The 22,226-nt window shown below is 41.4% G+C and carries 13 protein-coding genes; 7 read left to right on the top strand and 6 right to left on the bottom strand.

Features of this window, described 5'->3' with window-relative positions; genetic code table 11:
• The first annotated feature begins 91 nt into the window (after positions 1 to 91).
• From KOLE_RS11225 to KOLE_RS07515, 6 genes are all read left to right on the top strand, one after another.
• On the top strand, positions 92 to 1,825 hold the full coding sequence (locus KOLE_RS11225; protein WP_015868835.1) for a tetratricopeptide repeat protein: 1,734 nt from the start codon (positions 92 to 94) through the stop codon (positions 1,823 to 1,825).
• A gap of 89 nt (positions 1,826 to 1,914) precedes the next feature.
• Complete coding sequence (locus KOLE_RS07535) at positions 1,915 to 7,035, top strand: VWA domain-containing protein (protein ID WP_015868834.1); 5,121 nt, start codon at positions 1,915 to 1,917, stop codon at positions 7,033 to 7,035.
• 5 nt (positions 7,036 to 7,040) lie between these two features.
• On the top strand, positions 7,041 to 8,879 hold the full coding sequence (locus KOLE_RS11220; protein WP_015868833.1) for a VWA domain-containing protein: 1,839 nt from the start codon (positions 7,041 to 7,043) through the stop codon (positions 8,877 to 8,879).
• Between the two features lie 5 nt (positions 8,880 to 8,884).
• Positions 8,885 to 12,676 carry a hypothetical protein gene (locus KOLE_RS07525; RefSeq protein ID WP_158303016.1) on the top strand — a complete coding sequence of 1,264 codons (3,792 nt, stop codon included), beginning with the start codon at positions 8,885 to 8,887 and terminating at the stop codon, positions 12,674 to 12,676.
• Positions 12,673 to 14,133, top strand: a complete 1,461-nt coding sequence (locus tag KOLE_RS07520) for a vWA domain-containing protein (protein ID WP_015868831.1) — start codon at positions 12,673 to 12,675, stop codon at positions 14,131 to 14,133. Before KOLE_RS07525 ends, KOLE_RS07520 begins: the two co-directional genes overlap by 4 nt.
• Before the next feature lie 33 nt (positions 14,134 to 14,166).
• Complete coding sequence (locus KOLE_RS07515; protein ID WP_015868830.1) at positions 14,167 to 15,357, top strand: pyridoxal phosphate-dependent aminotransferase; 1,191 nt, start codon at positions 14,167 to 14,169, stop codon at positions 15,355 to 15,357.
• A 73-nt stretch (positions 15,358 to 15,430) separates the two neighbouring features.
• Here KOLE_RS07515 and KOLE_RS07510 read toward each other — a convergent pair whose 3' ends face one another.
• From KOLE_RS07510 to sufC, 6 genes are all read right to left on the bottom strand, one after another.
• Positions 15,431 to 15,634 carry a cold-shock protein gene (locus KOLE_RS07510; protein WP_015868829.1) on the bottom strand — a complete coding sequence of 68 codons (204 nt, stop codon included), beginning with the start codon at positions 15,632 to 15,634 and terminating at the stop codon, positions 15,431 to 15,433.
• 228 nt (positions 15,635 to 15,862) lie between these two features.
• Positions 15,863 to 16,303, bottom strand: coding sequence for a Fe-S cluster assembly sulfur transfer protein SufU (gene sufU, locus KOLE_RS07505; RefSeq protein ID WP_015868828.1), 441 nt, complete (start codon positions 16,301 to 16,303; stop codon positions 15,863 to 15,865).
• Positions 16,300 to 17,523: an aminotransferase class V-fold PLP-dependent enzyme gene (locus KOLE_RS07500; RefSeq protein ID WP_015868827.1), complete on the bottom strand. Its 1,224-nt coding sequence runs from the start codon at positions 17,521 to 17,523 to the stop codon at positions 16,300 to 16,302. Before KOLE_RS07500 ends, sufU begins: the two co-directional genes overlap by 4 nt.
• Entirely contained in the window at positions 17,498 to 18,700 is a 1,203-nt protein-coding gene (locus KOLE_RS07495) for a SufD family Fe-S cluster assembly protein (protein WP_015868826.1), read from the bottom strand. The genes KOLE_RS07500 and KOLE_RS07495 overlap by 26 nt, the downstream gene beginning before the upstream one ends.
• A 12-nt stretch (positions 18,701 to 18,712) precedes the next feature.
• The gene (gene sufB, locus KOLE_RS07490; RefSeq protein WP_015868825.1) at positions 18,713 to 20,107 is read right to left on the bottom strand and encodes a Fe-S cluster assembly protein SufB; all 1,395 of its coding nucleotides are present in this window, start codon (positions 20,105 to 20,107) and stop codon (positions 18,713 to 18,715) included.
• A 10-nt stretch (positions 20,108 to 20,117) separates the two neighbouring features.
• A complete protein-coding gene (gene sufC / locus KOLE_RS07485) occupies positions 20,118 to 20,861 on the bottom strand; it encodes a Fe-S cluster assembly ATPase SufC (protein WP_015868824.1) in 744 nt (247 codons plus the stop codon).
• A gap of 540 nt (positions 20,862 to 21,401) precedes the next feature.
• Here sufC and KOLE_RS07480 point away from each other — a divergent pair.
• Positions 21,402 to 22,226: a DUF368 domain-containing protein gene (locus KOLE_RS07480; RefSeq protein WP_015868823.1), complete on the top strand. Its 825-nt coding sequence runs from the start codon at positions 21,402 to 21,404 to the stop codon at positions 22,224 to 22,226.

The following is a 22,226-nucleotide window of genomic DNA, read 5'->3' as shown; positions in this document are numbered from 1 at the left end:
CTCTATACCTCCTGTAATATTATGATGTTCAGTTAGTATTATACTATAAAGTGTGGAAAGGTGAAAAAAATAATACTCCCGGAGGTGCAGGGTGAACAAACCAAAAAAGGTTATTGTTTACATGCCTCTTAAACCAGATGCAGCAAAACGCCAGAACCTTCCAGTAAAACTTCCAGTACTTCTGGAAGATTTACCAAAAATCATAGATGAAGAGAAAATTGACCTGGACGTGATAATAAAAGGTTTAGATGCCCAATATTCCGTTTCAAAGGACGATTATTATGGGTCATATCTCGTTTATTTCTGCTATGAGAAATTCAAGAAAGCATTAAACACAAACAATCTTGGAGAAGCCGAAAAATGGCTGGAAAAAGCAAAAAAAATCAAAGAAGATTACAGATATCACTTTTACAAAGGGCTTTTACTGAGGAAAAAAGGCGAATTAGGTTTAGCGGAAATTGAGTTGAGAAAATCCGTTGAGCTTAAAGAAGATTTTTATCTGGGCTATTACGAGCTAGGGCGGCTTATGCAGAAAAAAGGCGAATATGACGATGCTGTTAAATTCTACATACTATCCCTGGAAAGGGCACAGGGGGAATTCTCTCTCCCCCTTCTCGGGATTATAGACACCTATATTGTCTCCGGAATGCTAGATTCTGCCTTGAAGATAATCGAGAACACTTCAAAGAAATTCCCGCTTTCGGCAGATTTGTACCTGAGAAAAGGGGTTATATACAACGAAAAACAAAATTATGCACTTGCAGAACAAGCGTTCAGCGAAGGGCTAAAAAAAGAAGAGCGGTGGGAATTCTACTATAACAGAGCTTTCTCCAAAACAAGATTGGGAGATTTTTTAGGCGCTTATAACGACTTAAAAAAGGCATACGAGATGACGCAAGCAGTGGAGATTTTGTACGAACTAGGATTACTGGAACGAAATATGGGACTGGTAGAAGACGCCGTAGAACATCTCGAAAAATACTATAATGAAACAAAAGACTACAAAGCCACCGTGGTCCTTTCAAGATCTTTTACACTTTTAGGTGATTTTAAGCAAGCCCGGAAATTGATAGATGAACTTCCGGATGAGAGCATTTACGAACTAAAAAAAGAAATTGCATTGTATGAAGGAATGGTCCAAAGACACTCACAGGTTAATACAGAATTTGAAAACCCTGTCATGAGGAGCCTGGCAAAAAAGTACAATTCCGGCGAGTTAGAACTTTTGTTTGATAAACTGATAGACGCTACAGATATGAAAAACCAGGAGTTTGTTAATTTCGGCAAAGTTGATTATAGACATCTGCTGAATTATTTATCCAAATCAAATAATCCTGAACTCTCTAATAGAGCAATAAGACTTCTTACCGGCGAAATCCCGGAATCAATAGAACCGGACCTCTCAATGGTTGAATTATTCTTTGGGCTGCTCGTATCACTAAGGGAAAATATTCCAGAAGCAATGCTCCTTTCTTATCGTTTTCCTTTCCTTGTTTCCGGAAACGGTTCGGCTACTGCCTTGTTTAGAATACTTTACCGGGTTTACCTATGGTATCTCGGCGGATTGAATTTTAATAGCGAATGGTTCCTGGAAGAAGTTATTGATGAAATAAAAGAGTTCCACTTTGAAACCGCCCTTTTTCTTTCCAGAGCTCAGGACAATAGATTGCTTGACGTAGATTCCGCTTTAGAAATAATCCCTACAAATCCAAAAGAGTTTTTACTTAAGCTTTTTTCGTTACTGGAAAAAGGCGGACTTCCTGAAGCAGCAAAGATAGAGGATGGATACTATAAGATCCTGCACATACTGGAATTAGGATCCTGATATCCCCGATGCGTTCCGTTCATTTAATCTTTTGAAATGAATCAAAGTTATCATATAATGGAGAAAAGAAAGATAAGGGGGAAGGTTCAATGAGAAAATTATTTCTCACGTTGTTTGTATTATTTTCTGTCGTCTCTTTTTCTTACGGTCTTCTTCAGGTTGAAACCTATCCATCCGACGCGAAGGTTTATATTGATGGTACTCATCTTGGATACACACCCTTTGAATTCTGGGTTGTGCCCGGTTACCACCGTGTAGCTGTGCAACTTAAAGGATTTGAACCCTCAGAAAAATATGTTTATATAGCGGAAAATCAAAAAGTTCAGCTTTCATTCAATCTGAAGATAAGGCAGGATTTCACACTAAAGATTGGAAGGATACTTTTAAGTTATGATGTAATGAGATTCGAACCAAGGGAATGGCTTTACAGAGAAATCAAAAACAGCCTGGAGAATATTTTACAAAACTGTAACCTTTCCGTGGAATTATCAGAAGGTTCTCTTTCGCCTGAAAAAGTCTCCGAAATAGTCGGATACGATTGGTACATTAAACTGGAGGTTACCCGGATCTCTTCTGAAGATGAAGATACCGTGCATGTGTTTGAGATCTCCACAAAGCTTTACAGCTTCGTTGATCCAGATACCCCCATTTATTCAAGAAGCTCAAAGGTTAATGTGGAAGGGTTAAGAGAAAATTTTTCACAGGATTTCATGGTGACCTTTCTGTCTCACCTGGGCGAAATAAGATACCAATTGCTCAATCGGGTTTATAGTGAGAGAACAGGAAAAATAGAGTTTTTAAATATCAACATAGAAGACTACCCGGAAATAAAGATATTATTCAGAGCTTACACAGATATAAATAAACCTATCAGCGAAGAAGTACTTCTACACAGCGACGCTTACATTCTTGAACCTTCAGGAAGGATAGATCTCCAGAGTCTGGAAGCGTTGAAAAAGGAACCTTCGTTGAACTTCGTCCTTGAAGTTGATAGAAGTGGAAGTATGAAACCCGTTATGGAAAAAGCCAAGGATGCTGCTTCATATTTCCTTGACCTGCTTCCCGAAAACAGTGAGCTTGCCTTGATCGCTTTCGATACTGAAATAGAGGTTTTAAAAAACTTCACCCGCGATAGAGAACAGCTGAAAAGAGCCCTTGCTATTATAAAAGCAAGAGGTGCAACACCTCTTTATGACACCGTTGCAAAAGGCATAGAACTACTCTCAGAACGTTCAGGTCCACGATTTTTGATACTCGTTACTGACGGAGTCGATGCCAACTATGGAGATACCGCCCCCGGAAGTGAAAAGACGTTATCTGAAGTAATCCGTCTGGCCAGAGAAAATAATGTTGTTATTTTTGCAATTGGTCTCGGAACCAGAATAGACGAGTTCAGCCTTGGTACGCTTGCAAGATCTACCGGTGGAATGTTCCTGAAATCTCCAACGATAGATAATCTAAAAACTGCTTTTAATAGTCTTCTCGAAACCTTTGAGAATATTTATTTACTAAAATACAAAACTCAGGGTGCGAGATTGGCCAAACTACGACTGGATACTCCTGATACTTCAATAGAAGGTGTGTTTGTTATTCCATTGCCTGAGATCTCCCTTTCAATGACGGTTCCTTCCACTGTTACCGCTGGTATTCCATTTGAAATCGGAATAACTTCACTGGCAACAATGACCGAACCCCTGAAAACAGACATTATATTGCTGGATGAAACAGAAAACATCATCGATAAAAAAACTGTTACCTTTGAAGGCACTGCTAACGTAGAGCTTCTCCCGCCGGAAGCCGGAAACTACTTTGTTGAAATCCGGGCACTTGATTATTTCACCCGAAAAGCAGTGAAAGCTGTATCAATTATTGAAATCGTTGATGAATACCTGGCCAGGGGCTACTATACAGAAGCCAGCAAAGTATTGAAAGCGTTCCTGGATAAAGCAAAAATTGATGAAAACGAGAGACAAAAACTTTCAGAACTGTACGTCGAAATAACTCTTAAAGCCGCATATGTCAATAATTCTATAACTAAGTTGATCGATCTTACACGATTTATAGAAACGATACCGAAAGAAAACCGCAGCGATGAAATCCTCGTAGCCGAATCTCTCGCATATCTTTTTGCCGGAAAATACGATTTGAGTCAGCAGGCGCTCAAAGCTGTTTCCTCGCCACACGCCTTCGAAGAAAAGGTTGCAGCGCTTAAAATATTCTATTCGCTTTTAAATGAACCCGCATTGACCCTTGCGATTGCAGATAAATTCCTGGAAAACGCCCGTGACCCTTATCTAATAAGAGCGATCGCTGAAGCCTACCTGAGAAACTCCATGGATGACAAAGCCCTGAAACTCGCTGAAAGGATTGTAAACGAAAAGTATGGTGATCCGATCACCCTTGGGACACTGTTTGCGGTTGGGTTCGCAACCTCCAATACAGAACTAATGAAAGAAGCGATCGCCACAGCAGAAAAATACCCCGGTTTAGATGAATTGCGGTATTCATGGGAAATAACCAAAGTGTGGAATGAAGAAGGCATAAAAAACGCATTGTCTTATTTAGCCAGAAAAACACTGAAACCTTCTAAAAACGAGGTCCTTCTGAAAACCATGATTTTACTGGAAGCTTCCCGTAAAAATCGTGATAAATTGCAAAAAAACCTGATAGCCTTAAAAAGCATCGATCCAGAAGACACCAGATTCCTTTATCCACTTACCGGTGCAAAGATAAACGGCTTATTGAACCTGGAAAAACCATTACAAAAGAATCTCACAGTGGGTGAAAACACTAAAACCCCAATCAGGGTTTCTACCTCTACACCTTACGGCGCTATCTTTAATGTAAACAATATTCCCTTCGCGCTTTACATTGATCTGATGAGCCCCTCAATCCGCGGAGTTACGGTCTATTCGTCTATCAAAGGGATGAACGAACTGGAAATCAAAATGCTCGATTTAGGAATGAACAAACTTGGTAGCGTAAAACTCAATCTAGTGTGTGATTTAGAACCACCAACCCTGATCATTGCAGACTATTTCTTCACTTCAAAGAATACCGTTATAATCTCCTTCAAAATGAAGGATGATACCAGGATAGAGAAAGTATTGCTTGACGGCAAAGAAGTTGCCTTTGACCCTGATAACGAGCTGCAGAGAGTTGAATACACCACTGACAGAAAAACAAAATCTGTCATAGCAACCGTCATTGACGTTTCGGGAAAGATCACTCAAAAGAAATTCTATGTTATTTATGACACCAAAGCGCCAGAAATTACAATTACCGGTCGAAGAACGTCCGGTTCAGATTTTGCGAAGTTAAATATCCATGTCACCGACAATACCCGGCTTTCAAAAGTGCTAATAGATGGAACCCCTGTTAACGTGGGCGCCTCGAAAATCTACGAAGCCATCCATGAAATATTCCTCGACGATAAACCCATGAAAACGATCGTAGTAGAGGCGATTGATGCGGCCGGAAATTCGTCATCGAAAAGTTTTACTGTTGAACGTGATAGTGACGGCCCCGAAGTATCCGTTAAACTCGAAAGCACTATCGTATCAGGCAAAGTAAAAATGACCGTTTCAGCCACTGATATAAGCGGTATCGCAACGATAACCGTTGAAGGGCTTTCAAAAAATTACGATCTCCCACAAACGGTTTCAGATAGATTTGAAGTCGAAATTGCAAAATCCAAAGAATTGAAAATAGAAGTAACGGATGGTTCTGGAAATACCACAATAACATACAGGTATGTGTACGTGGATAAAAGTGCCCCGGTTGTCGACTATGACCTTATATTAGGTGAAGAAACAAAAGTCAAGCTCATCTTCAGTGATGACTCCGGGATCAAATATCTCCAGATCGGAAAAAAGATATTCAAACTGAATGGCGAAAGAAACCGGGAGTTTTCGATACCGGTTGAAGAAGTCAAAAAGGGGTTGAATTACGCTGTCATAGATATGGCTGGCAAGAGAACCGCTGGTACTTTAAACTGGATAGAAATTATTTTCGACCAGGATTACGGTGGTGCCATAGCAACCTCAAGCCTTGAATTATCTGGAAAAGTCTCAAAACCCGAGAATGAAACCGGAAGTATCCGGGTAAGTGTTAACGGCAGCGAGAATCCTCCAAAAACCATTGAAGGTGGAACCTTTGCAATACCCATTACTCTACAACCTGGCAAAAACACCATCCATGTCATTGCAAAATCAAGAACCGGGATCGGTGGAAAAAGTCTTCATATGAATTATTTCCATGGTACTGAAGCACTTACCGTGGAACTAAGCTGGGATAATGAAGATGCCGATCTCGATCTGTACGTGTATGAACCCGGAGAGAATATTGTCTATTTCGCTAACAGAGGTTCCGAATGCGGAAATCTAACCATGGATGAGAGAGAGTACATTGGTGGTAAACAAAAGGTAGAACGTTATGTTCTTTCCTATGGCAAGAACAAGGTTCCAGCCGAAGGAACCTACAAAATCAGAGTACATTACTATCATTCAGAAAAAATACCTAATCCGGTAAAATTCAAGATAAAGGCAAACGGATTCGGCATACATTTTGAAAAAGAAGCGACATTGACTTACTTCGATCCAGATAATACTCGCCCTTCCGCAAATGGCAGCGATTGGTACGATGCTAGCACTGTTGAGCTCTTGCTCCCGGATAAAGAACGTCCTGTGGTTGAAACAAACATTCCTGAAATACTGGTTACACAGCGAAATCACGTTGAAATAACAATCACCGCGACAGACAACAAGGGACTTAACGTTGTGGTAACAAGTGCTGATTACTGGAATATCTCCAGCAAAGTCGTGCAGTGCTATGGAAGGAAGAACCTTTCCTTCAAAGAAACCCGTTACTTCCCTGATGGTCATTCGGTTTTCTTCGTTATGGTTGAAGACATCCACGGTCTTACAGACACAAAAACACATGAAATTTTTGTTGATTCAGCCCCTCCTCTCATTGAAACCACCATACTCTCCACACAAGGGAACGAAGTGATGGTAAAAATCACCGTATCTGACAACTTCGTTATCAAATCCGTTTCCATTGGTGATACCACATACAGTATAGGAGACATTCATAACAGGGAGAATCATTTTGAAATAATAAAGACCTTCTCCATGAACGATGTTTCAAAGCTTAAGGTAGTAGCCAGAGATCTTGCAGGAAACCTCTCACAAAAGACGATCGGATGGTGATAGACATGAAAATCGTTAACCTGTCAGCGTTAATTTTATTTCTGGCTCTATTCACCAGTTCGTTCTCTGGACAGATATCCGGGATTGACCTGAAACATTATCCTCTAGTTTCTTTTTACATCTCTTCCGACGCAACCATAGATTGTGTTAAAGAGGACGGAATAGAAGTTGACTTCTGGTTTAAAACACCGGACAAAGCTTTTATCTCCGATATGGATATTGTTATCGTTCTGGATTCTTCAGGAAGCATGAGAAATGTAATTGGAATTATGGATGATCTCATGGAAAAGGCCATCAAGAAATTAAAAGAAGAAGGGCTTCGACTACGCTATGCGTTAGTTACCTTCGGAGATGAGATAAGAGAGCTGAAAGGTTTTACTTCCCGCGACGATGTGTTTATTAGCTGGCTTAGAGATGTTGTGCCTTTTGGTGGCGGAGATGATCCCGAGATATCTCTGGATGCCCTTTCTATGGCCTCTAATCTTCCTTTCGATGTCAAAGCGAAAAAAGTAATTGTGCTGATCACCAACGCTCCTGCACACTTTGTTGAAGACGGAACTGCTTACTCGAATGTTTCGGTCAATGGGTTGATTGACGAACTGAACGGAAAAGGGGTGGAACTGTTATTACTCGTCCCACCAGAACCCGAATACGTGAAAATTTCTGAAAGTTTAGGTGGAAAGTTCTTCAACATTTTCAAGATAGCTGGTCCGAACAAAGCTTTCGAAGAGCTGGCAAACCTTAATTTCAGAACGAGACTCGTTGAATTCCGAACACCTAACTTCGATTTCGACAGAAAGCACTTTATAGAAGTCTCTGCAGGTGATAAGATACTTACAGCCAGTTATACTTCTCCGGAAAGACTTAACTCCCCGCCGGTCATAGATAGCTTTTCAGCGATTCCTCCCATCGTGTATCCAGGTGAAAACGTAAGATTATCCGTTGACGCCCACGATCCTGATGGTGACGCATTGAACTACAATTGGAAATTAAATGGTGAATTGCTCAATGCAACCTCCACCGAACTTTTAATAACACCGGAAGCCACCGGAGTGTATGTAATGGAGTGTCATGTCAGTGATGGAAGGCTTTCTAATGACTCAAAGGTGAGTTTCAGGGTCATAGATAAACCCAAATCGGTGATTATCGAAAAAACCGTTAAAAAGATCGTGCAGCCTCAGGTACAACAACAAGCAGCAATCGATATAACAGAACTTCAAGAAAGATTTGGAATCACCATAAAAACAAAACTCGTAGAAGATATCGATGGAGACGGGACAAGGGAAATAATTGCAGGAACCGGTGCTACAGATAAGGGAACCCTCTACCTATTCAATGAAAAAGGCGAACTATTGTGGAAGGTAAAATTAAGTGATGACTCCGTTTTCTGGCCTGACGATTCTTTTGAAATCACCAGAATTCGAATCGGCGATGTAAATGACGACGGCCGATCGGAGATTGTTGTCGTGTTGAACCATGTTCCGTGGTTCCCTTCCATATTAGCAGTGGTATCTCTCGAGGGCATTGTAGAAGGTAGATACTATCACCCTGGGCATCTAAAAGAGCTTTACGTTATCGATCTAAACGGCGACGGTATTAGCGAAATCGTCTTTGCCGGAGAGAACGCTGAGTTTGATTACCAGACAGTTGTTGGCATTTTAGATGGTCGGAAGGTTTCTGGCCAGGCAATACCATACTATGGGCTGGGCCAACGAAAAGCTGAAGAGATTTTTTACAAAGTATTTGAAAAAGCTAAGGGGTTCCAGAACCTTGAAATAAAGGAGAAAACAATTGTTTTCATCGATGAATCAGGTAAGAAATTTCCGATAGAAAACATTTGGTAGGGGGTATGAATCCTATGAACAAACGCTGGCCAATTCTTTTTTTCATTCTTCTGTTAGTTGGTATAGGATTGGGGCAAATCCTCGAAATAGACCTTTCTGGATTTCCTGTCATATGTCTAACGGTTACTTCGACAGAAATTTCTGAGGTCAAAGAAAATGGTAAGGATGTGGACATCCTTTATTCCCAACAGAACGGCTCTTTACAAAAAATTTGGTTCCTGAGTAATGTTACGTCGCATTTCAGAGATAGTGTTAAGATAAATGCAGCCGGAGATGATAAAACGTACGTACCCCCAACTTTTGCAGATAATTCTGTCCATGTTTACGTACCACCAATTTCAGACATTCCCGTAATAGATGGCAATATTACAGATTGGAATCGCATACCCGGAATACGTTTCCTCTACGACGACGGAAAGGTACATGGAAAAGCGGTTGCCGGCGATGTCGACCTAAGTGGTGCTTTTAAGCTAGCCTATCATGACGGGGTTTTATACGGCCTCCTATTGATTAGGGACGATGTACCTCTTCCAGCCTATGACATAAGCACTATCGATTATGGCGATGCCGTTGAAATCATAATAAACGACCAGAAGATCCGCATTCTCCCTGGAAACTTTATGAATGTTGATCCTCATATCATCCTGAATGGAAGCAGACAGGATTTCAAAATAGTTTCCAAACTCCAAAATGGTTACTACTTCTATGAATTCGCTCTCCCCTTTGGCAAATTACCGGATGTATTTGACTTTTCATTGAAAATAATAGATAACGACGCGCCAAAACAGATGGATAAAAGTATTTTTGAACTTCTCGATCTGAAGGTCGCAAAGTTAACCTATCAAAAACCACCGAAAATAACACTTTTAACTCCCGAACACAACACTGTGGTTTCAAAACCATATACTCTGGTGTCAGGAATCGTTGAAGGTGAAGATTTAGATGAAGTCTCCATTGTTCACGAAAGAATCGGCACCACCGGAGAAAAAATATTTGTGGAAAAACACGTGGTAAATCTGACAGACGGAGAGTTTCATGAAAATCTGCTTCTCTTCCCGGGTGAGAATATTATCTCTGTGGTTGCAGAGAATGCCAGCGGAAAAACCGTGGTTGAAACGAGAGTAACGTATCCAGAAGGCAACTCCTTACTTTTCATTCTCCAATGGAATGATCCAGGAGCTGACCTGGATCTTTATGTCACTCTCCCGGATGGAAGAACCATATATTTTATGGACCCCGAATCTCCGGGAAAATTGTATGCCACAACAAAAGAAAGAATGGAGAGTTATGAACTTCCCTTCGAAGAAATGCTTCCGGGTTTGTATATCCCTCGAGTCCACTATTACGCAAACAACGGCGCTGAAGGAACAATCGAAGGTAAGATCATCGTTAAAATGAGCGGCAAACTTTCAAATAACGTTATCTACGAAAAGGATTTTTCCTTTGAAAAGAGCCAGGCTAACCCTGAAAACGCAGCACCGGATGCCACAGGCAATGATTGGAGAGACTTTGCCCCTGTTGAAATCAAACTTCCAGATGTTTCTCTGAAGCTAAAAACGAATTTACCAGATGAAATTGAGGACCTCGTCACGTTCAACGTAAGTGGGGTTGAAAGAAAAGCTGGATTTATTGGTGCTTTTGGGATCGGTTCAAAAGTAACAATCACTGTCAATCGGCTGATTTTTGAAACAGATGAAAGCGACCTGATAGAGGGATATGATACGAAGTATGAATTCTTCCAGTGGGACGACAACTGTCAGGATCCTACCATTACCGTTACCCTGAATGAACCCACAACCGTTTCAGCTCTTTTCAAAAAGTTTGTGAAAGTGGTTGTTAGAGATGTCGATGAAAATGGCAACTACATTGGAAAAGAAAAGATCTATTGGGTTGAGGCTGGCAGGCTTTTGACTCTCGATGCCCGGGAACCCGAACCCATGTTGTTTGATGGATGGATCGTTAATGGCGTTGATTTGCAGGATTTTGACACCACAAAGAAATTCAGAGTTTCCTCTCCGATATTCATCGTTCGTAGGTTCTCTGAAATCAAGGATGCCCTCATAGTCAATAATGTAAAAAGTTCCACCGATGAAGTCAGGCAATTTTTCAACTCCTTCGGAATTGAAAGCAAACCGGTCTCTCTGGAAAAACTGAAAAGAAATCCAGAAATAATCAAGAACTCCAGAATATTGTTCATTGGATTCTCGAATCTCAGCAGACTTGAGATTCAAAAACTGTTTAACGACTACCTCAAGAACGTCATAAATGTTGCTATAGACAATGGCGTGAAAATCTTGCTTTCCGGCGGGGCACTGTACGTACTGGAAGGTATCGGAATGATCACAACCTACGATGTAGCCATTCCTGCTAAAAGCTATGTTATCCCCACCAACATCTATTATGATCCCGACGCTCTTTTCGACAACGTAGCTCTTCCAACATTGGCTATGATTCACGATGCAGAGCTTTCTACTGAAAATTTGCTGGACCTTTCCCTGGTCAATTATCCTGATGGCGTCAGTACCCTCAGCGTCGCTGGATTTACTGAATACAACCTTCCTTTGATCCTTATGGATTCTGCCATCGTCTCAGAAAAAACCAGAAAAACTGAACTTATTCCTTATTATGTTCCATTGGTCTGGAATATAAAGAATTCAATAATTGCGTACATCGGCGATCTATTCACTTCTGATGTTTACATCGGAAATACCGGGAAAAAATTGTTTGGTAAATTCTTAAAAACATTGCTGGAACTTCAGGAAAGGATCGTTGATTCTCCTGCAATTGAATCCGCTTATTTAAAAGATGACTATATCATTCTGACCCTCTTCCCGCTGGAGAAAGCCTTCTACGAAGTATGGGGTAAAGATTCCTCGGGAAAGGTCGAGCATATAGCAACTGTTTATTCGACGGGAGTTATAAAAATACTACCAGACAAGAACTACGAGATGTTTGCCGTAAGACAATTGAAAGGGTTCAATTATTCCAGACTTTCTGAGTGGAAAAAACCAAAAGTTCCTGAGCAGGTTTATTTCAACGTATCAGGTAACATTGTCGAGGCTTTCTCAGACAACTTAAAACGCAACAAAGTATGGCTCCGGGAGTTTGAAAACACTGAGGAAATTAAATTTAAACGGGTAGATCTGAACAATGACAGCGTAGATGATGTACTCCTTTTTAGAAAACTAAAAGTGAGATCTGATCCTGCTAAAAGTAATATCGTCATCACAGCTCTCAGTTCTGATAATAGAATTCTATGGGAATACAACTTTGGAGAAAAAAATGTCTTTGGATTCCTGCCAAACTATGACTTTGAAAAAGATTCAAAAAACAAAACGAATGAATGTGGGAAGAATGTTTCAATCTTCACTGATTCAGAAGGGTTAACCATAGCAATTTTCTTTAATTCATTCGATGAAGATTCGGGAGAACCGACCTATTCAGTAGTAACCTGTTTAACAAGACGCGGGGAGCTCAAAGCTGAGCTCTGGCATCCAGGCTCCTTCAACAGTATGGAATTTTTTGATTACAATGCTGACGGAGATACTGAATTACTCCTCACCGGATACAACATCCCTCTAAATGCTGCAGATGTCATCATAATGCCAACCAAAAATTTCTACGCTCAAACCCCACCTGGCAGTGGAAGATATTTTGAGGAAAGAAAAGGTATTTACTACGACTACTTCCCCGGTGTAAAATCAATCATCGGAACAACACCGAAAGCCAACGGTCTGATTGAATTACGCTTTGAATCAGGAGAAAAAATAGAACTACAAATTGGTGAAGGAAAATGATCAAGAAGTTTCTTTTAATCTTTTTAATACTATCAGAAATCGTGTTGGGAGGCTGGCATCTTGAATCGGTCGATGCCAGTGCTTATCCTGCAATTAGCTTGTTTGTGCATTTCAAAGGCTTTCCAACGGGATCTTATCCTGTGATAGAAGATGACGGTGAAATAGTAGGTGCTAAATGGGAAATTGTCTCATCTTCGCCATTGGACCAACTGAATGTTTATTTCATTATCGACAATTCCGGTTCGATGAATCCTTATATTGAAGATGTCAAAAATTCGATAATAACCGTATCCAACGTGGTCTCTCAGCTTTTTAGCGGCGATCTTGTCTATCACATTGTCGGTTTTGCCGACAGCATGAATTACCTATCCGTTACACAAAACCACGAAGAGCTCCTCCCCCTCGTGAGAAAAACCTTCGAGAATGTTGGCGAAAGTTTCGAAAGACCGATTACGATTATCTTAAATATTCTCGAAATGGAAAATAACCCTTCCATCCTTTTTCTGATTACCGATGAAGAAATCCATATTGAAATTGATCTACTGGATTCATTGGAATCCGTTTTGCTCTCCAAAGGAATTCCACTATTTCTAATAACCAGCGGCGGTCTGTCTGAAAATATCGTTTCTCTGCTATCAATTGCCAGAGAAACTGGAGGCGGTTTGTTTGATTACGAAAATGCCGTATTCTTAGCAGACACACTCGAAGAGTTGCATGAGGTATATTACCAAGTAACCTTTAACTCACATGATCTTTTCACCGGATTTCATGAGGTGAAGATCGGAAAAACAAAAGCCGATTTTTTCGCTGCGTATAAAAACCCTCCGAAAATTCAGTTAGAAGTTCCTGATAACGAACTGGTGATTCCAGAAGGAGAAGAATTGGCAATTTCCGGAACAATTATCGGCCCCTTCGATAGACTTTCAGCGTACCTTGGTGCTGAACCCATAGAGATTACCGTTGATGGAAGTTCTTTTAGCCTCTCTCTCTTTCCGACCCCGGGAATCCACAACCTGAAAATAGCGGCCTCATCTATCTGGGGAGAAGATGAAAAAAACATACGCATAATCTGTGAAAGAAGCACAAAGATTTTTTTTAAAGTGTGCCTGGAATGGGAAAAACAGGATGCAGATCTGGATCTCTACGTCTTTGAACCCGATGAATACGTGTATTTTTTAAACCCAAAGAATCTTGGAACTTTGACCGAAGATTCCCAAAAAGGTCCGGGCAAAGAGATATACACCCTGGCTGCAGATGCGGTGGTTCCCGGAAATTATAAGATACGCGTTCATTATTGTAGAGGAGAACAACCTGTATCATTTCGTGTCACCATTTTTCTGGAAGAAAGGAAAATCCTGGAAAAGGAGTTCACACTTTCATTATCTAACGAAGAAAACAACGATCCCGAAGGTACTGGAAGTGACTGGATGGATGTGTACGAAATGTCGGTAAAATAATTAAATAATTAAATATTGAATGGAGGGAAAGTAATGAAAATCTCTTCTCGCGGTGTGAACATGCCAGCATCGCCCATAAGGAAGCTTGTGCCTTATGCCGAAATCGCAAAAAAGCGAGGAATAAAGGTTTACCATCTCAACATCGGGCAACCGGACATTCCAACCCCAGAAGTTTTCTTCAATGCTATTCGCAATCACTCTGAAGAGGTTGTCGCCTATTCACATTCAGCTGGCATCTACAACCTCAGAGAAGCTTTCTCAAAATACTACCGTTCCTGGGGAATCGACGTCAGCCCGGATGAGATTATAGTCACCAATGGCGGAAGCGAAGCAATTATATTTGCTATAGGAAGTATAGCTGATCCAGGTGATGAGCTGATTGTCATAGAGCCTTTCTACGCCAATTACAAAGGTTTTGCCAGTATGCTCAATGTAAAACTTGTTCCCGTAAGTGCCAACGTAACCGACGGTTACAGATTACCACCTATAGAGCTCTTCGAAAAAGCTCTGAGTAATAAAACCCGGGGAATAATATTTTCCAACCCTTCCAACCCCACAGGTGTGGTTTACACCAGAGAAGAGCTAGAAGCTCTGCTTGACTTTGCCAGAGCTCACGATCTTTTTGTTATAACAGATGAGGTGTACAGGGAATTCGTTTTTGATGGGAAAAACACCGTTCCTGTTTTGTCGCTGGATGAGAGCGAAAGAATCATCATTGTGGACAGCATTTCGAAAAGATACAGTGCCTGCGGTGCACGTGTAGGAACTTTTCTTACCAAAAACAAAGAACTGTACAATACCGTCATGAAATTCGCTCAGGCAAGGCTTTCACCCCCGACAATGGCACAGGTGGGGACAATAGGACTTCTCAACCTCGGTAAAGATTACACCGACAACATAAGGGAAGAATACCAGAAACGAAGGGATATTGTTTTTGAAGAACTCTCGAAGATAGATGGAGTGATAATGCAAAAACCAGAAGGAGCTTTTTATATCTCCGTAAAACTACCCGTGAAAAACTCGGAAGATTTCGTGCGCTGGATGTTAACCGATTTTGATGTTGGTGGAGAAACCACTATGGTCGCTCCTTTACAAGGCTTTTACGCGACTCCGGGAATGGGAGCATCTGAAATAAGAATCGCTTACGTCCTCTCCGCAGAAAACCTTCGAAAAGCCTGTGAGATAATCAGGTTAGGCCTTGAAAAATACCTGGGCAGTTTGTAAAGATTCACCAGATAAAAGAGAGACAAAAAAAAGAAAGGCGCCGAAACAGGCGCCTTATTTTATGATTTTTGTTTCATTCTATGACTCTAACCTTTGCGGCTTGTGGACGACCTTTCGGGCCTTCTTCAATCTCAAATTCAACTCTCTGACCTTCGTTAAGCGTCTTGTAACCATCCATTTCAATGGCACTGAAATGAACGAAAATATCCCCACCATCGTCCATAGTGATAAAGCCGTAGCCCTTCTTACCGCTGAACCACTTGACTGTACCTTTCATTTTACTCCTCCTCAGTTACACCCCTTTTGTGGGGCTTGCATTACGTCCTTACGGACTATTCAACTATACTAAAAATATTGTTTTAAGTCAAGGATTTCAGATGAAACACTTCATTCTACAGGGATCGAACTCCTTCATTATTCTACTAAATGTTGAAATTACCGGTAAAAAAAATGTATAATTACGGCAGGGGTTACTTCAGCAGGAAAAAAGGACATTAAGCCGGTGTTATTCACCGGCCTTTTTTTGTTCCCTTTCGTCAATTATTCTCTCTAATGTTCTCCAGGCAAGTGAAGCACATTTAACTCTCATTGGAAACCTCTTCACGTTGTCAAAGATAGCAGCATCTCCTAGAATATCTAAATTGTGATTCTCTCCCTTCAGCATTTTAAAAAATTCCTCCATGATCAGTCTGGCCTCTTCTACTGATTTTCCCGAAAGGGTTTCTGCCATTATTGAAGCCGATGCCATACTTATGGCGCAACCATGCCCATCAAAGGATATTGTCTCAATTTTGTTGTCATTAAACTTCACATAAACATGTATCTGATCACCACAGGAAAGGTTCTTCCCTTCTTCATCATTGGTTGCGTCTTCCAGTACACCTTTGTAAGGTGAGTTCTTGTAATGATATAAAATAAATTCAGAATAAAGATCCTCTACACTCATGCAAACCACCTCAAAGCTTTCCTTATCCCTTCCGCAAGCCTATCAACATCTTCAAAAACATTGTAAATGTAGAAAGAAGCTCTACAAAGGGAGACAACCCCAAGTTCCTTTAATTGAAGTTGGGCACAATGATGCCCACTTCTTACGGCAACCCCGGAAAGTCTGCTCAAAAGTTCGGCGAGATCATGAGAATGGATATTATCATGAGCGAAACTAATGATCCCATGTGAATCAGAAGGACTGTAAATCCTGAGGCCGTCTATAGAGGAGATTTTTTCTCTGGCATAATCGGTAAGGTTCTGAATGTGGTTCTTTAATTCTTCTCTATCAAATTTTTCAAGATAGTCAATTGCTGTTGCTAAAACTATAGCGCCAGCAACGTTCTGCGTACCAGCCTCAAATTTGTACGGCAAAGGAGCGAAACTGGTATCTTCCATACCTACCCTATCGATCATTTCTCCACCATAAAGAAATGGAGGCAATCGCTTGAGTATCTCTTCTTTCCCCACAAGGACTCCAATCCCCATCGGCCCAAGCATCTTGTGCCCGGAGAAAGCCAAAAAGTCAACCCCGGTTCCGGCAAAATCAAAAGGCTCATGTGGAATCAACTGAGCACCATCAAGAATAAAATAACCGCCATGCTCATGTACGAGTTTTACGATTTCCTCGAAAGGGGTCCTTTTGCCCAATGCATTCGTTAACCCCGTCATAGAAAAGACAAAAGGGTCCTTCAACGTTTCTAGCGATTCTTTGATCTTTTCTAACGGAACTTCCAATCCATCCAATCTTAAGGGTAAAAACTTGATACCAAATATCTTGGAGATCTGCTGCCATGGAACATAATTACTGTGATGTTCAAATGTTGGAACCACAAAGCTCTTCACCATCCCGGATTTAGCAAAAGAATAAGCAAGAAGATTAATAGATTCCGTGGTTCCTCGAGTGAAGATAACCTCTTCGGACCTGGAATTTATGAAGCTGGCTATCCTTTGTCTGGCTTGCTCATACAGGTCTGTTGCCTCCTCGGCCAGGGAATGAACAGCTCTGTGCACGTTAGCGTTAGAATGATCATAAAACCTGCTTTGTCTTTCTATTACAGAGGCTGGTTTTTGAGTTGTCGCAGCGTTATCTAGATATACAAGCCCCGGATGGATTTCAAATATAGGAAAATCTCTTTTTATGCTTTTCGCAAGATCATTCAATTCGTTCCTGGATAACATCGTAAACCCTCCTTGCATAATCTTTACCAAATTCATCTGCTATCTTTTCTAAGACAGGATTAAAACTTCCCATAACTATGAGTTTAAGGGCCTCCTCTTCTGGTAATCCTCTCGACATCAAATAATACATCTTTTCTGCATCGATGGTTCCAACACTGGCTGCGTGCGATGCATTGACTTCATTTTCATCAACGAGCAAACTGGGAATCGCCTGAACTATCGCTTCTTTTGAAAGAATGATAACATCACTGTGCTCATCACCCGAAGAATTCTTCGCACCTTTTTTTATGTCAACCGTTCCCCTGAAAACGACCTTCGATCCACCGGCAACAGCACCTATACCCTTAATTTTAGCAGTGGATTCCGGGGCGACAAGCCTCGTCGTGTACAGCGCATCGATTACCATACCCCCGGAAGCAAAAAATGCTGACAGAATATTGACCTCTGTCCTTTTCCCGATGACCTTCACCAGATGATATGGTGCAGATACATTGCCATCAAGCAAAACATCGTAGATCCTGAGTTTTGCGTTTTCCCCCAAAATATAAAAATTATTACTGAAGTTGTATCCCCTTAAAGAATCATTCTGAAGGAAAAGTATGTTCAGGTTTGCGTTATCTTCGATATAAAATCTGCTGGCTTCAGATACGAATTCCGCTTCTTCAGAATTGTTTATTATGAGTGTCAGAAAAGAACCTCTCGAAACATAAAAAAGGCTGGAAGCTATCGAAGCTTTACCATAACGCTTTACCTCAAGCGGGGTCTCGTAGTATTTTCCGGGTTCTGTTCTGACTATGACACCTGACGAAGAAAAGGTATCTGAAAGGAGCACAAACTTCTCGTCTGAACCCTGGAATTCTAGCTTTTCCAGAAGTTCATAATCCTCAGCACCCATGAGGTTAAAAGGTTTCCAGATCTTCGGACCATTTATTTCAAGCTCGGTCATTTCAGGGTACTCCGGAAGCTTAAACCCATCTAACTTAGCACGCTTCCATACGGGAAATTTAAGTTTACGGTATTTATCAAAACTCTTACGTTTAAAAACCTCCGCATACTCCGACGTGTTTTTTATCGAAACCTCAAACACGCTCAAGTCATAATCTGGTAAGCTTTTCCTTTCTATTACAGGTTCGACCATTTTGAACTCATTATGGACGAGGTTCAATGTCTTTTCCACTGCACACCACTCCTAACCTATGCTGCTCTCAATTTCAAGATTTATGAGCCGATTCAATTCAACAGCGTATTCAATGGGCAGCTCTCTCGTAATCGGTTCCATAAACCCTCGAACGATCATGGCTCTCGCTTCGGCCTCAGAAAGTCCCCTTGTCATCAGGTAATAAATCTGATCTTCACTGATTCTTCCAATCCGTGCCTCGTGACCGATATCGGCCTTATCCGTCCTTACATCTATTATAGGAACAGTATCTGATTTTGAATCATTGTCCATCATAAGAGCTGTACACTGTACGGAGGCTTTGGTACTTTCCGCATTCTCCGAAACATATAAGAGTCCTCGATAGAAAGCCCAGCCTCCTCCGATACTTATACTTCTCGCATCAACAGTTGAACTGGTATTGGGGGCAAGGTGAACAACCTTGGAGCCCGTATCCATATGTTGGCCGGGTCCGGCATATGTTATAGCAAGATGCTGGGCTCTGGCACCTTCACCATTAAGTATCGTCGTCGGATAAAGCATGGTCTTCATACTTCCCATAGAACCGGATACCCATTCCATCACGCCATCTTTTTCAACGAGAGCCCGCTTTGTATTGAGGTTGTAGGTGTTTTTCGACCAGTTCTGTATTGTTGAGTATCTGACCTTGGCACCCTCCATAACATATATCTCCACCATTCCTGCGTGAAGATTATGAACATTGTATCGCGGCGCTGAACATCCTTCAATGAAGTGTAACTCGCTTCCCCTGTCAGCGATTATGAGCGTGTGCTCAAACTGCCCGGTCCCCGCCATATTCATTCTGAAATACGCCTGTAGAGGGAGCGGAACTCTGACATTTTCCGGAACATAAACAAAAGAGCCACCGCTCCAGATAGCTCCGTGTAAAGCCGCATATTTATGGTCTGTCGCCGGGACCAGCCTCATGAAATACTTTTTCACCAGCTCAGGATATTTTTTTACCGCCGTTTCCATATCAAGAAAGATGACACCGATTTCCTCGAGTTCATTCTTTATATGCTGATACACGACCTCAGAATCATACTGGGCTCCAACTCCAGCAAGGGCTTTCCTTTCGGCCTGAGGAATACCAAGCTTTTCGAAGGTCTCTTTTATTTCATCAGGCACCTCTTCCCATGAGGTCTCTTTTCCAGCATCAGGTTTCAAATAGGGAATTATTTCCCCGATATCGAGAGAACTGGTATCGACACCGAAATTTGGATCGTGAAGTTCCTCGAATATTCTCAACGATTCGAGACGTTTCTCTAACATCCAGTGTGGCTCATCTTTATGTCGGGAAATATCACGAATAATTTCTTTGTTCAAACCCGGGGCGCTCTTATATTGATAACTCGTATCAGTTCGAAAATTAAATCGCGAATCATCTATATGAATTTTCTCGCTCATACTACCACCTCTAAACCCTTTCCGTTAGAAAACCATATCCCTTTTCTTCCACTTTTCTGGCAAGTTCCGCACCGTCACTAATAATAACCCGCCCATCCACATAAACGTGCACAACATCGGGCTTTATGTATTCAAGAAGCCTTTCATAATGGGTTATGAGAATAATTGCCATATCCTCTGTTTTAAACCTCATTATCGCTTCTGCCACTGTCTTTAAAGCATCAACATCAAGCCCTGAATCAATTTCATCCAGGATCGCCAGCTTAGGCTTTAGAAAAGCCATCTGAAGGATTTCGCTCTTCTTTTTCTCCCCGCCAGAAAACCCAACGTTCAGGTACCTGTCCAGAAAAGCTTTATCAAGAGCCACTTCTGCTGAGAAACGTTCAATCTCTCTACTTAACCTCAGCATCGGTTCTTTAGAACCCATGAACTGCTTAACAGAAATAAGAAAGTTTCTCGTTCTGATACCGGGAATCTCCTGTGGGTACTGGAAAGAAAGGAAAATACCTCTTCTAGCTCTTTCGTCTACGGGAAGATCCAGAATACTTTCTCCCTCGAAAAGAATCTCTCCATCTATAACCTTATACTTTGGATTTCCCATTATTACATTGGCAAGCGTGGATTTCCCGCTGCCGTTGGGTCCCATTATTGCGTGGATTTCTCCCTGTTTTACGCTCAAATTTACACCTTTCAAAATCTCCTTGTTTTCTTCAACAAGACCAGCACGAAGATTCCTTATCTCGAGTAAACTCATCATAATCCCTCCAATACTTTCGAGATCCAAGAATTCGAGAACCGAGATCCGGTATGCCCGCTAGCGCGTGAAAACGTTGTTGGTTATACGTTGTGCGCTGTACGTCTTTTTTTCTAAACCCTACACCCGATTTCTCAGTTGCCAGTTGTCAGTTGATAGTTGTTAGTTTTTGAACTTTCTATACTCTAGACCCTATACCCGCTCTTTATCTAATCTCCGATCTCCAACATCCAACTTCGTTCTTTTATTCTCTCTTTTCATCTCAGCGCTTATCAACTGCGAAGCAGTTCGGAACAACCACGTAGTGGTTCGAGTCAACTCCGCAGGAGTTCGTTACAACCGCTTGCGGTTCGTGTCGCTTCGCTAATTGACAACGTCGTGAGCCTCGGTCGCGCAGCGACTACCGATTCTCGCCCTCTCGGTCTCTCGGTTCTCGGATCTCGATATTTGCCTTACTAATTGTATCATAATACCGACTTTATTAGTAGGTTTTACAAAAACTGGTAGTTTTGTTAAAATATGCAAGAAGGAGGTGCCTTTTTGATTAACTCTTTGATAGGCTTATTGATGGGGATAGCAAACCTCATTCCAGGTGTCAGTGGTGGAACAATTGCACTCGTTAGTGGAATATACGGAAGGCTTATGAATTCAATTGCAACTCTGACTGAACTGAAATTTAAGAAGAAAGATCTTCTGTTTCTCTTTCAACTTGTTGCAGGAATAGCGGTCGGGATATTTGCATTTTCCCGCCTGGTTGAGTACTCCATTGACACTTTTCCATCATTAACATATGGTTTTTTCGCCGGGCTTGTTGCTGGAGGAATTCCAAGCGTATACATAAGAATCGGAAAGTTTACTCCAAAAAAGATTATTTCCCTTGTTGCTGGAGTACTTTTAGTGCTTTTGTTGTCGCTCTGGGGAAACGTTCCAAATGCGGGCTATCCTGCTCATTCAAACCATTCAATCTCTCTTTTACTTTACGATTGGCTGGCAGGGTTTGTGGGGGCCGCATCGATGATTTTACCAGGACTCAGTGGCTCTTTTGTGCTGCTGATAATGGGAGAATATGAAAGGATCATTTCCGCTATTAACGACCTTGACCTGTTGATCCTTCTCTTTGTAGCAGTTGGAATAGTCATAGGAACGATATTCATAACGAGAATCATAAGAATGCTACTTAAAAAGATGCCAGGAAAGACTTTCAGTTTTCTTATGGGACTAATGCTAGGTTCCTTCCCCGATCTCCTGTCGAGGCCGGGGAAAGAAACAAGATTCTTTGAGATATCTGTAGGTTTGGTTCTGGGAGCAATGCTTTCCATCGCTATTAGCAAATTGGAAGGCAAGAAGATAGAAAGCAACACCTGA

The sequence above is a fragment of the Kosmotoga olearia TBF 19.5.1 genome (assembly GCF_000023325.1).
In the GTDB taxonomy this organism is placed as follows: Bacteria; Thermotogota; Thermotogae; order Petrotogales; family Kosmotogaceae; genus Kosmotoga; species Kosmotoga olearia.
This window is presented reverse-complemented; position numbering and strand designations above follow the sequence as displayed.

Excerpts from the sequence above, each read along its gene's own strand:
- KOLE_RS07535 (WP_015868834.1), top strand. The coding sequence starts at position 1,915 with ATGAGAAAATTATTTCTCACGTTGTTTGTATTATTTTCTGTCGTCTCT.
- KOLE_RS11220 (WP_015868833.1), top strand. The coding sequence starts at position 7,041 with ATGAAAATCGTTAACCTGTCAGCGTTAATTTTATTTCTGGCTCTATTC.
- KOLE_RS07525 (WP_158303016.1), top strand. The coding sequence starts at position 8,885 with ATGAATCCTATGAACAAACGCTGGCCAATTCTTTTTTTCATTCTTCTG.
- KOLE_RS07520 (WP_015868831.1), top strand. The coding sequence starts at position 12,673 with ATGATCAAGAAGTTTCTTTTAATCTTTTTAATACTATCAGAAATCGTG.
- KOLE_RS07515 (WP_015868830.1), top strand. The coding sequence starts at position 14,167 with ATGAAAATCTCTTCTCGCGGTGTGAACATGCCAGCATCGCCCATAAGG.
- KOLE_RS07510 (WP_015868829.1), bottom strand. The coding sequence starts at position 15,634 with ATGAAAGGTACAGTCAAGTGGTTCAGCGGTAAGAAGGGCTACGGCTTT.
- sufU (WP_015868828.1), bottom strand. The coding sequence starts at position 16,303 with ATGAGTGTAGAGGATCTTTATTCTGAATTTATTTTATATCATTACAAG.
- KOLE_RS07500 (WP_015868827.1), bottom strand. The coding sequence starts at position 17,523 with ATGTTATCCAGGAACGAATTGAATGATCTTGCGAAAAGCATAAAAAGA.
- sufB (WP_015868825.1), bottom strand. The coding sequence starts at position 20,107 with ATGAGCGAGAAAATTCATATAGATGATTCGCGATTTAATTTTCGAACT.
- sufC (WP_015868824.1), bottom strand. The coding sequence starts at position 20,861 with ATGAGTTTACTCGAGATAAGGAATCTTCGTGCTGGTCTTGTTGAAGAA.